The 11,330-nt window shown below is 63.5% G+C and carries 13 protein-coding genes and 1 pseudogene; 1 reads left to right on the forward strand and 13 read right to left on the reverse strand.

Annotated features, from left to right (window positions below):
- From B3873_RS01785 to B3873_RS01825, 9 genes are all read right to left on the reverse strand, one after another.
- Positions 1-437: RBBP9/YdeN family alpha/beta hydrolase (locus tag B3873_RS01785; protein ID WP_286863727.1), on the reverse strand; the 437-nt coding region annotated here is incomplete at its 3' end.
- Positions 438-476: 39 nt separating this feature from the next.
- Positions 477-1,313, reverse strand: coding sequence for an EAL domain-containing protein (locus tag B3873_RS01790; RefSeq protein WP_286863728.1), 837 nt, complete (start codon positions 1,311-1,313; stop codon positions 477-479).
- Positions 1,314-1,376: 63 nt separating this feature from the next.
- On the reverse strand, positions 1,377-1,592 hold the full coding sequence (locus B3873_RS01795) for a TOBE domain-containing protein (RefSeq protein ID WP_006464491.1): 216 nt from the start codon (positions 1,590-1,592) through the stop codon (positions 1,377-1,379).
- A 107-nt stretch (positions 1,593-1,699) separates the two neighbouring features.
- Complete coding sequence (locus B3873_RS01800; protein ID WP_286863733.1) at positions 1,700-2,533, reverse strand: ATP-binding cassette domain-containing protein; 834 nt, start codon at positions 2,531-2,533, stop codon at positions 1,700-1,702.
- Between the two features lie 30 nt (positions 2,534-2,563).
- Positions 2,564-3,403 (reverse strand): aliphatic sulfonate ABC transporter permease SsuC, encoded by an 840-nt coding sequence (gene ssuC, locus B3873_RS01805; RefSeq protein ID WP_286863734.1) that lies wholly within the window; start codon positions 3,401-3,403, stop codon positions 2,564-2,566.
- Between the two features lie 7 nt (positions 3,404-3,410).
- Positions 3,411-4,577: an FMNH2-dependent alkanesulfonate monooxygenase gene (gene ssuD / locus B3873_RS01810; protein ID WP_134221935.1), complete on the reverse strand. Its 1,167-nt coding sequence runs from the start codon at positions 4,575-4,577 to the stop codon at positions 3,411-3,413.
- A 48-nt stretch (positions 4,578-4,625) separates the two neighbouring features.
- Positions 4,626-5,609 carry a sulfonate ABC transporter substrate-binding protein gene (locus B3873_RS01815; RefSeq protein WP_286863735.1) on the reverse strand — a complete coding sequence of 328 codons (984 nt, stop codon included), beginning with the start codon at positions 5,607-5,609 and terminating at the stop codon, positions 4,626-4,628.
- A gap of 112 nt (positions 5,610-5,721) precedes the next feature.
- On the reverse strand, positions 5,722-6,318 hold the full coding sequence (gene ssuE / locus B3873_RS01820; protein ID WP_034329678.1) for an NADPH-dependent FMN reductase: 597 nt from the start codon (positions 6,316-6,318) through the stop codon (positions 5,722-5,724).
- Positions 6,319-6,381: 63 nt separating this feature from the next.
- A complete protein-coding gene (locus B3873_RS01825; RefSeq protein WP_039790387.1) occupies positions 6,382-7,395 on the reverse strand; it encodes a sulfate ABC transporter substrate-binding protein in 1,014 nt (337 codons plus the stop codon).
- A gap of 331 nt (positions 7,396-7,726) precedes the next feature.
- On the opposite strand from B3873_RS01825, the gene B3873_RS01830 reads away from it, so the two are divergent.
- A complete protein-coding gene (locus B3873_RS01830) occupies positions 7,727-8,512 on the forward strand; it encodes an IclR family transcriptional regulator (RefSeq protein WP_034329682.1) in 786 nt (261 codons plus the stop codon).
- Positions 8,513-8,530: 18 nt separating this feature from the next.
- On the opposite strand, the gene arsC is transcribed toward B3873_RS01830, so the two are convergent.
- From arsC to B3873_RS01850, 4 genes and pseudogenes are all read right to left on the reverse strand, one after another.
- The gene (arsC, locus tag B3873_RS01835; protein ID WP_039790389.1) at positions 8,531-8,956 is read right to left on the reverse strand and encodes an arsenate reductase (glutaredoxin); all 426 of its coding nucleotides are present in this window, start codon (positions 8,954-8,956) and stop codon (positions 8,531-8,533) included.
- 40 nt (positions 8,957-8,996) lie between these two features.
- The gene (locus tag B3873_RS01840) at positions 8,997-10,286 is read right to left on the reverse strand and encodes an arsenic transporter (protein ID WP_286863736.1); all 1,290 of its coding nucleotides are present in this window, start codon (positions 10,284-10,286) and stop codon (positions 8,997-8,999) included.
- A gap of 13 nt (positions 10,287-10,299) precedes the next feature.
- Positions 10,300-10,656: an ArsR/SmtB family transcription factor gene (locus tag B3873_RS01845; protein WP_286863737.1), complete on the reverse strand. Its 357-nt coding sequence runs from the start codon at positions 10,654-10,656 to the stop codon at positions 10,300-10,302.
- A gap of 173 nt (positions 10,657-10,829) precedes the next feature.
- Positions 10,830-11,330: pseudogene (locus B3873_RS01850) on the reverse strand (D-alanyl-D-alanine carboxypeptidase); the annotation flags it as partial.

The raw sequence follows: 11,330 nt of genomic DNA on the forward strand, positions 1-11,330 counted from the left end.
CTCATCCAGGGATCGTTGTCGCTGCCGACCACCAATGCCGGATACGGCAGCTTGTGGCGCACCGCTGCGCTCAGGCTGAACTTGACCGGATCGGCCGGCGCCACCAGCAAGGCCGCCACGATGGGATGCGCAGACCCCTCGGAAGCCGCCTGCAGGGCCGCCGTGCGATGCACCGTGGTCAGGCAGCCGAAGCTGTGCGCCACGATCACCGTAGGGCGGCCATCACGCGCCAGCACTTCGCCCAGGCGTGCCGACCAGCGCGGCAGGTCAGGCGTTTCCCAGTCATCCTGCTGCACCCGTTCGAAGCCGGGATACAGCCGCTGCCAGCGCGATTGCCAGTGTTCCGGGCCGCTGTCGGAGAGGCCCGGTGCCACCAGCACGCGGAAATCCGCCAGCCGGGCCGGTGTGGTGGAAGAGGAAGGAGAAGTCAGACTCATGCAGGCCCCGCAGCGAGTGATGAAGTCATGCAGTATGCCTTACGCGGCATCCTTCAGGCCAAGCAAGGTGTCCGGCAGGCGTGCGGCCGGCACATCCCACAGATAGCCCTGCGCCAAAGTGGACTGGGCCAGTGCCTGACAGTACCAGGCCAGTTTGTCGAACACTTCCTTGTTTTCAACTCGCTTGAAGAAGATGCGCACTCCCTGCTCGGCCGCCCGCAGCAGCAGCAAAGCCACGCTGTCGGGATCGGCCAGTTCGCGCGCATCGACCTTGATGAGATCCGGCTTGACCTTGTCCAGCAGGCCCAGTGCTTCCAGCGGGCTGTTGGCCGAGACGCCCAGGCGGAAACCGTTGCGGCGGTAATTGTCCAGCACGTAGTTGAGCAGCCAGCGCTGGTTGGGCATGACCACCGGCAGTTGCAGCACGATGCGTTCGTGCGGCAGTTCCAGCTCAGCCAGGATGCGGCGATAGGCCACGCCGTGATTGTTGTTGACTGCGGCCAGCAGGCGCGCATGCACCGAGAGGTGCAGTTCCGGCGCGTCTTCGCCGACCTGGCGGTAATAGTTGATGGCGTGCAGCATGCGGCACAGCCGGTCCAGTTCCACCGACTCGTCGTCGCTGGCGGCCTGGTCCAGCAGTTTCCACAGATGCAGGCCGTCGTCGACGGCCGAGTGGCTGCGGGCGAAGGCCTCGCAGGCGACGATGTGGCCATCGTCGAAGCTGCGCACCGGCTGGAAGGCCGAGGTCAGCGAAGTATTGAAGAAACGCCCTGCGGCGCGCCCCTGTTCATCCAGCCAGACCTTGGCGGACGGGGTGCCGCCGGTGTGCTGCGCATCGAGGCGGGCCAGATAAGCCTTCAGTGCCTGATATGCCATCGGGTCTGCTCCTGAAAAAAAGACACCGCCCGGCCGGCGTCACCGGCCAGGACGGCCAGACGATCACAGCTTGGCGATCGAGACTTCGGTGGCCTTGACCAGTGCCACCACTTCGCTGCCGATGGTCAGGCCCAGGTCCTTCACGGAGCGGGTGGTGATGACCGAGGTCACGATACCGGCCGGGGTTTCCACATCCACTTCGGACACCACCGAACCTTCGATGATGGCCTTGACCTTGCCCTTGAACTGGTTACGGACGTTGATTGCTTGAATGGTCATGCTCTGCTCCTTGATGAAACGGCGTCGGCACCTGCCGCGCCGCATGGGTTGAAATGGGCTACAACTGAAAAAACTGAAAATCGGGTCAAACCTTCATGCGGTCAAACTCAGACCGCCCACTGCACCTGATGTACGCCGCGCGGCGTGAAGAAATCTTCAGATGGCTCCGTAGCCGCCTCACTGCCCGGGTGCCGCAGCACGCGCGCCAGGATGGCTTCTTCCAGCGCGGCAAACTGGGCCTGGCCGCGTGAACGCGGGCGCGCCAGGTCGATGCGCTGGTCCAGTGCCACGTGGCCGTCCTCGATCAGCAGCACGCGGTCGGCCAGGGCGATGGCTTCCTGCACGTCGTGGGTCACCAGCAAGGCGGTGAAACCGCGTTCGCGCCAGAGCGATTCGATCAGGGCCTGCATCTCGATACGGGTGAGCGCATCGAGCGCGCCCAGCGGTTCGTCCAGCAGCAGCAATTGCGGGTCGTGGATCAGCGCACGCGCCAGGGCCACGCGCTGGCGCTGGCCGCCGGAGAGCACCGCCGGCCACTCGCCGGCGCGCTGGTCCAGGCCGACTTGGCGCAGGGCATGGAGTGCCTGCGGTGCGGCCTGCTTGGGCAAGCCCAGCGCGACGTTGGCCTGCACCCGCTTCCAGGGCAGTAGGCGCGCATCCTGGAACATGATGCGGATCTCGGGCTCGCCGCTGCCTTCGTGTTCATAGACGACCTCGCCGCCGCTGGCGCCATCGAGCTGGGCCACCAGGCGCAGCAAGGTGCTCTTGCCGCAACCGCTGCGGCCGACGATGGCGACGAATTCGCCAGGTTCGATGTCGAGGTCGATGTCGTGCAGCACCGTGCGTCCGCTGAAGGACTTCGACAAGGCGCGCAGCCTGAGGCCTACGCCCCGGCCGGCGGCACGGCTGACTTGCTGGTGTTCCTGGGTGTCATTGCGCATGATGGTTTCCTGATGCATTCATGGAGCTCGTCATTGGTAGCCGGGGTGCCAGCGCAGGAAGTAGCGTTCCAGTGCCCGCGCCGCGGTATCGGCCAGCTTGCCCAGCAAGGCGTAGAGCAGGATGCCCACCAGCACCACGTCGGTCTGCAGGAATTCGCGGGCATTCATGGTCATGTAGCCGATGCCGGCCTGCGCCGAGATGGTCTCGGCCACGATCAGCAGCACCCACACCAGGCCCAGCGCAAAGCGCAGGCCGACCAGGATGGAGGGCAAGGCGCCCGGCAGGATCACGTCGCGGTACAGCGGCCAGCCCGAGAGGCCATAGCTGCGCGCCATCTCGATCAAACCCTGGTCCACCGAGCGGATGCCGTGGAAGGTATTCAGATAGACCGGGAAGAACACGCCCACCGAGACCAGGAACAGCTTGGCCGTCTCGTCGATGCCAAACCACAGGATCACCAGTGGAATCAGGGCCAATGCGGGAATGTTGCGCACCATCTGCAGGGTGGTATCGAGCAGCAGTTCGGCCGAACGCAGGCTGCCGGAGAGCAGACCCAGAATCAGACCGAGCCCTGCGCCGACCGCAAAGCCGGAAGCGGCACGGCCGCTGGAGACGGCCAGGTGACGCCACAACTCACCGGAAGCGGACAGGTTCCACGCCGCCTTCAGGACCGCGAACGGTTCCGGCAGGATGCGGCTGGACAGCCAGCCGGCCTGCGCGGCGATCTCCCACCACACCAGCAGTAGCAAGGGCAGCAGCCAGCCGACCCAGGCACCACGCGGCTTGCGTGCGGCCTTGGCAGCGGCCTTGGGACGCGCCTGCTCTTGCGGCGCAGTGCTGGCGAGCACGGGATTGGTTGCACTGGTCATGCCGGCCTCAGCTTGCCGACACGCGCACCGGCGCGGGCTTGGGCAGTTCGGTATTGCCGACGATCTCGCCGAAGGGACCGGTCAGATTGTGGCCGGCCAGGCCTTCGCGCTGGGCGCGCGGCAGCAGCGGGAATACCAGCTCAGCAAACCGGTAGGATTCTTCCAGGTGCGGATAGCCGGAGAGGATGAAGGTATCGATGCCCAGGTCCGCATACTCCTTGATACGGGCAGCCACGGTCGGGCCATCGCCCACCAGCGCGGTACCGGCACCGCCGCGTACCAGGCCGACGCCGGCCCACAGGTTGGGGCTCACTTCCAGCTTGTCGCGACGGCCGCCGTGCAGGGCGGCCATGCGGCGCTGCCCTTCCGAATCCATGCGGGCGAAGTTGGCCTGGGCCTTGGCGATGGTCTCGTCATCCAGGCGGCTGATGAGTTCGTCGGCGGCGCGCCAGGCGGCTTCATTGGTATCGCGCACGATCACGTGCAGGCGGATGCCGAAGCGCAGCGTGCGACCGGCCTTGGCGGCGCGTTCGCGCACGCGGGCAATTTTTTCGGCCACGGCGGCCGGCGGCTCGCCCCAGGTCAGGTAGACGTCGACCTGCTCGGCGGCCAGGTCGATGGCTTCGTCCGAAGAGCCACCGAAGTACAGCGGCGGATACGGTGCCTGCACCGGAGGATAGAGCGCCTTGGCGCCCTTGACGCTGAGGTGCTTGCCCTCGAAGTTGGTTTCTTCGCCGGTGTGGGTTTTTGCCAGTACGTCGCGCCAGATCTTGAGGAATTCGTCGGACACTTCATAGCGCTCGGCATGGCTGCCGAAGATGCCATCACTCTCCTGCTCCACCGGATCGCCGCCGGTGACCACGTTGATGAGCAGGCGGCCATTGGAGAGGCGGTCGAAGGTCGCGGCCATGCGCGCCGACAGGGTCGGTGCCGTCAGGCCGGGACGCACTGCCACCAGGAATTTCAGGCGCTGTGTCGCATCGATCAGGCTGGCTGCAGCTACCCAGGCGTCTTCGCAGGAACGTCCCGTGGGCAGCAGCACGCCATCGTAGCCCAGGGTATCGGCCGCCACGGCAATCTGCTTCATGTAGTCGTGGGTCACCGGGCGCGCACCTTCGGAGGTGCCGAGATAGCGGCTGTCGCCGTGAGTAGGGATAAACCAGAAAACGTTCATGCTTGACTCCTGAGCTGCTGGACTAGAGGTGGTCGATGTCAGTGTTGTTTATTTGAGGACGGCGTCGCTGACCTTGAGCTGCTTGGGGATCAGCTTGAGTTCAAAGAAGGCGTCGGCGATCTTCTGCTGCTCGGCCAGCACCTGGGCATCGACCGGCTTGTAGACGTGCGCATAGCGCTTCAGGCCGGTCTGGATGATGTCGGCATCCAGGCCCTGGATCGGGGACAGCTGGGCGGCGGCTTCAGCGATGTGGGTACGAACCCACTCGCCTTCACGGGTGATCTCTTCGAGCAGGATCTTCTCGACCTGTGGATTCTTCGCCGCGAAGGGACGCGCGCTCAGGAAAAACTGGTGGTGACTGACCGCCCCCACGCCCGAGGCCAGGCGACGTGCGCTGACCTGCTTTTCAGCGGCGGCCTGAAACGGATCCCAGATCGCCCAGGCATCGACCGCACCGCGCTCGAAGGCGGCACGGGCGTCAGCCGGAGCCAGGTAGACCGGCTGGATATCGCTGTACTGCAGGCCGGCTTTCTTGAGCAAGGCCACTACCAGCCAATGCACGTCCGAACCCTTGTTGAAGGCGATCTTCTTGCCCTTCAGTTCGGCCACGCTCTTGATGGGTGAATCCTTTTGCACCAGCAGGCCTTCGGCCTCCGGGGTCGGGATTTCATAGGCGGTATAGACGAAGTCGGCACCGGCCGCTTGCGCAAAGACCGGTGGCGCTTCACCGACGTAACCGAAATCGACCGAGCCCACGTTGAGCGCTTCCAGCAGTTGCGGACCGGCCGCGAACTCGGCCCACTTCACTTCCACGCCCAGCGGCTGCAGGCGCTTTTCCAGCGCGCCGTGGGCTTTGAGCAGCACCAGGGTATTGGCGGCTTTCTGATAGCCGATGCGCAGCAGTTTGGTTTCCTGCGCCTGCACCGGGGCTGTGCCCAGGGAGAAGGCCAGTGCGCCCAGGGCGATGGCCGAGAGGCGCTGCAGGGTGCGGCGACGCGGGAAATGAATGGTCTTGTTCTTGTTGGCGGACACGATGTTTTCTCCAGATTCCAGAATGCGGGCGTGCAGAGGGCCATCCGCTCTACCAGCCGGTTCTTTTTTCAAGTCGGATTGCGCTGCCGGATCAGGTCCGGCCAGCTTCAGTTCAGTACGACACGCTGTACTGCAGCTGCGAGAACGGAATCTCGCGGAATTCTTCAGGTGCGATCTTGTGCAGCGCTTGCAGGCTGGCCGAGAGCTGCTCCACGCCTTCATTGACGCGGGCTTCGATGGGCGCATCCAGCACCAGGCCGTTTTCTTCACTCCAGGTCACCTGCGCCTCGGTGGCGTAGATGCTGGGCAGCACGTGCTTGGGGTTGAGCGACGACAGCACCGGGCGCAGCGCATAGTCCAGCGCCAGCATGTGCGACTGGCTGCCACCGGTGGCCAGGGGCAGCACCAGCTTGTTGGTCAGGCCGAACTGCGGCAGCAGGTCCAGGAAAGCCTTCAGGATGCCGCTGTAGGCCGCCTTGTAGACCGGCGTGGCAACCACCACGGCCGAGGCTTCTTCGACGGTAGCCAGGGCCGCCTTGATGTCCGGATCGTTCCAGTCGGCGCGCAGGATGGCCTGTCCCGGCAGGTCGCGCACATCCAGGCGCGCATAGCGGTGGCCCAGATGGGCCAGCTTGTCGCCGACGTGGTGCAGCAGACGGGTGGAACGGGAGGGTGCCGAGGGGCTGCCGGCCAGTAACAGGATGGTCATGTCGTGTGCTTGTGCTGAGGGGTGGATGGAACCGGCCAGGCCGGTCCCTCTTGCAGGTTCAGGTCACTTCTTGTTGGGTGCGTAGAGCTGGTCGAAAGTGCCGCCGTCAGCAAAGTGCGTCTTCTGCGCCTTCTGCCAGCCACCGAAATCCTTGTCGATGGTCACCAGGTTCAGCTTGGGGAATTGCGAAGCGTACTTGGCGGCGATCTTGGGATCGATGGGACGGTAGTAGTTCTTGGCGATGATTTCCTGGCCCTGTTCCGAGTACAGGTACTTCAGGTATTCCTCGGCCACCTTGCGGGTACCGCGACGGTCAGCCACCTTGTCCACCACGGCCACTGGCGGCTCGGTCAGGATGGAAATCGAGGGGGCGACGATGTCGAACTTGTCCGGACCCCATTCCTTGAGCGAAATCAGGGCTTCGTTTTCCCAGGCCAGCAGCACGTCACCGATGCCGCGCTCGACGAAGGTGATGGTGGCGCCACGGGCACCGGAATCCAGCACCGGCACGTTCTTGAAGAGCTTGGCGATGTAGTCGCGGGCGGCGTCATCGCTACCGCCCTTCTGCTTGGCATAGGCCCAGGCCGCCAGGTAGTTCCAGCGGGCGCCGCCCGAGGTCTTGGGGTTGGGGGTGATGACGGAGACACCCGGCTTGATCAGATCACCCCAGTCCTTGATGCCCTTGGGATTGCCCTTGCGCACCAGGAATACGATGGTGGAGGTATAGGGCGAGCTGTTGTGCGGCAGGCGCTTTTGCCAGTCGGCCGGCAGCAGCTTGGCCTTTTCCGAGATTTCGTCGATGTCGTAGGCCAGGGCCAGGGTCACCACGTCAGCGTCGATGCCGTCGATCACCGAACGGCCCTGCTTGCCGGAGCCGCCGTGAGAAGCCTTGATGGTGACGTTGTCGCCGGACTTTTCCTTCCAGTACTTGGCGAAGGCCTTGTTGTAGTCGGCGTAGAGTTCGCGCGTCGGGTCATAAGAGACATTGAGCAGCGAAATATCGGCCGCGTGCGCCAGCGAGGCGGCTTGCGCCAGCACCAGGGCGGCGGCGACCGATTTGATGATCTTCTTCAGCATATCCGTTCCCAAATGTTCTGTTGTTTTGGAGCACACAGATTAATGAGCCGGCAGACCAAAAAGAACGAATACTTTCTTCTCTCGATATGCGAAAAACAGATATGAAAGAACACGGCGCCGGAATAAGGATCCCGGTCTATATAACCAAAGTCTTGGTTGAGGGGACGAGCGTGCTGAAATCGTACCAGGCTGCCCTCCCCGCCCGACGCGGCTTTGCGGCCCTCACATCGGACCATGTGAAGCTCTCGTCACGCAAGAAAAGCACGACCGGACTTTTTGTTCTTTTCACATTGTGGTATAACCTTCATATTGCAACGCACCAGGCCGCGCCATGAAAAAAGAAGCTGCAGGCGAGACAGAACAGATTTCAATCCAGGTCATCGAGCGCATGGTGTCCCTGCTCGACGCGCTGGCGGAGTATCCCGACCCGGTGAGCCTGAAGGAATTGTCGGCGGCGACCGACCTGCATCCGTCGACGGCGCACCGCATCCTCAATGACCTGGTGGTCAAGCGCTTCGTCGACCGCGTGGAGCCGGGCACCTATCGCCTGGGCATGCGCCTGCTGGAACTGGGCAACATCGTCAAGAGCCGGCTGTCGGTGCGGGAAGCGGCGCTGGACTTCATGCGGGCGCTGCATCGCAAGACGCACCAGACGATCAACCTGTCGGTGCGGCAGGCTGATGAAATCGTTTATATCGACCGTTCCTTTTCTGAACGTTCCGGCATGCAGGTGGTGCGCGCCATCGGCGGCCGCGCGCCGCTGCACCTGACCTCGACCGGCAAGCTGTTCCTGTCGGTGGACGATCCCAAGAACGTGCGCGCCTATGCCACCCGCACCGGGCTGGCTGGCCACAACAAGAATTCCATTACCGATCTGACCAAGCTGGAGCGCGAACTGTCGATGGTGCGTGCGCTGGGTTATGCGCGCGACAACGAGGAACTGGAACTGGGTGTGCGCTGCATGGCCGCCGGCATCTGCGACGACAGCGGCAAGCTGGTGGCGGGCCTGTCGATCTCGGCCCCGGCCGACCGCCTGCAGGATGAATGGGTGGATGATCTGGTCAGCACGGCCAGCCAGATTTCATCGGCGCTGGGGTATCGCAAGGATCGCGGCTGAGCACGACCCTCTGCAGACTCACCGGGCAGCAACGCGCTGGCCGTCCGCATTCACCACCACTTCCCCATCTTCCTTCGTGAACGGACCTTGCTGCGGATGCGGCAGGATGTCCAGCACCAGTTCGGAAGGACGGCACAGGCGCGTCCCCTTCGAAGTCACCACGAAGGGCCGGTTGATCAGGATCGGATGGGCCAGCATCGCATCCAGCAACTGCGCGTCCGTCAAGGCCGGATGGTCCAGGCCCAGTTCGGCATAAGGTGTGCCCTTCTGGCGGATGGCTTCGCGCACCGCAAGACCAGCCTCGCGGATCATCGTCTCCAATTGTTCGCGGTTGGGCGGGTGCTGCAGGTACTCGATGATGGTCGGTTCTTCGCCGCTGTTGCGGATCATGGCCAGGGTATTGCGGGAGGTTCCGCAGGCGGGATTGTGGTAGATGGTGGTCATGGTGAATCTCTGTGTTGAAGTGGATTGCATCCCGGGATGATCAGGCCCCGGCACCCAGCCTGAGCGCCAGTGCCGACAAGGTGACCAGCAGCACCGGCAGCGTCAGCAAGGCGCCCGTGCGGAAGTAGGCACCCCAGGAGATATGAATGTTCTTGCTGTCCAGCACATGCAGCCAGAGCAAGGTCGCCAGGCTGCCGATGGGCGTGATCTTGGGACCGAGGTCGCAGCCGATGATGTTGGCGTAGACCATCGCTTCCTTGACCACACCTTGCGCCGACGTGGCGTCGATGGATAACGCACCGACCAGCACCGTAGGCATGTTGTTCATGATCGACGACAGCAAGGCCGTCAGCACACCCGTGCCGAGGGCGGCACCCCAGACGCCGTGCGTGGCGAATTCATTCAGTACACCGGTGAGGGCGTTGGTGAGCCCGGCATTGCGCAGGCCATAGACCACCAGATACATGCCCAACGAGAAGAACACCACCTGCCACGGTGCCCCCTTGATGACCGCACGGGTGGAAATGACGCGCCCTCTGCCGGCCACGAGCAACAGGATCAATGCCCCGACAGCCGCCACCACACTGATCGGCAAGCCTTTTCCTCCCAGCCAGAAGAAGCCGGCCAGCAGCAGCGCCAGCACCCAGCCGCCGGCAATGAACGTGGCGCGATCGCGGATCGCGGAGGCGGGCGAGCGCAGCTGGGCCAGGTCGTAGCGCTCTGGCAGGTCGCGGCGGAAATGGATCAGCAGCACCAGAAGAGTTGCCGCCACCGAGACCAGGTTGACCGGCACCATGACCGAAGCGTATTGCGCAAAGCCGATGTTGAAGAAATCCGCCGAAACGATATTGACCAGGTTCGATACCACCAGCGGCAAGCTGGCGGTATCGGCGATGAATCCCGCCGCCATGACGAAGGCCAGTGTCGCCGCCGGCGAGAAGCGCAGTGCCAGCAGCATCGAGATGACGATGGGCGTAAGGATCAGCGCGGCGCCGTCGTTGGCGAACAAGGCCGAGACCGCCGCCCCCAGCAGGATCAGCAGCACGAACAGCATGCGGCCACGTCCGCCGCCCCAGCGGGCCACGTGCAAGGCGGCCCATTCGAAAAAGCCGGCCTTGTCCAACAACAGGCTGATGATGATGATGGCAACAAAGGTGCCGGTGGCGTTCCAGACGATATGCCAGACCACCGGGATGTCAGCGAGGTGGATCACGCCGCAGGCCAGCGCCAGGGCGGCACCGCCACATGCGCTCCAGCCGATGCCCAGTCCCTTGGGCTGCCAGATCACCAGCGTCAGGGTCAACAGGAAGATGAATAAAGCGGTCAGCACGTTCTCTCCTGGCTCAACACGGTTTGGCCGCCTCTCCAGCGATGCCGCTGGAGGGTTCGCAGCAGGTGGCAACGGGCGTACAGGGATTGCCGCCGCAGCAGTTGTCGGTCAGGAAGCGCAAGACTTCATTCATGCGGGAATAATCGGCCGCGTAGATGACGAAGCGCCCCTCCTGGCGGGAAGTCACCAGTCCGGCGTGCGACAGTTCCTTCATATGGAAGGAAAGCGAGGACGGTGCGATGGCCAAGGCTTCGCCGATCTTGCTGGCGGCGCTGCCCGCGGGCCCGACTTGCACCAGATGACGGAAGATGGCCAGTCGCGATTCCTGGGCCAGGGCAGCCAGGGCCGCTATGACGGGGCCGGTTTCCATACGCTTCTCCTGTTAATTCAACATTTCAATTATTGTTGAAATATTGAATTAATACAAGCGTTTCGGACACTCAGGCGTAATGGCAAAGCTTGCATGGCAAGCGACGGGCATTAAAAAAGCGAACCTTCAGGTTCGCTTTTCATTTGCAGCCGGTGAAACAGATGAAGAAAGAATCAACCCTCGTCCGCCCGCACCATCTTCACGCGAGTCAGGTTGGGCTGATCGTCCACCAGCCACTTGCGCATGCGCGCGGCATCGCCCACGTGCGACAGGCGGCCCTTGGAGTCGAGGAACACCATGACGATGGGACGGCCTTCGATGCGGGTATACATCACCAGGCAGTGGCCGGCTTCGTTGATGAAACCGGTCTTCTGCAGGCCGATATCCCACTCCTTGTTGGAGGTCAGGCGATTGGAACTGTTGTACTGCATGGCGTGGCCGCTGGGCTCGACCATGTACTTGGGATCGGTGGAGTACTGGCGGATGATCGGATAGTTGTAGGCCGCCACCACCAGCTTGGCCAGGTCGCGGGCGCTGGCCACGTTCTGGCTGGACAGGCCGGTCGAATCGACATAGCGCGTATCGGTCATGCCCAGCGAGCGGGCCTTGGCGTTCATGGCCGCCACGAAGGCCGGCAGGCCGCCCGGATAGTTGCGGCCCAGCGCGGAGGGAGC

The sequence above is a fragment of the Herbaspirillum sp. UBA812 genome (genome assembly GCF_002296545.1).
Classification (GTDB): Bacteria; Pseudomonadota; Gammaproteobacteria; order Burkholderiales; family Burkholderiaceae_D; genus Herbaspirillum; species Herbaspirillum huttiense.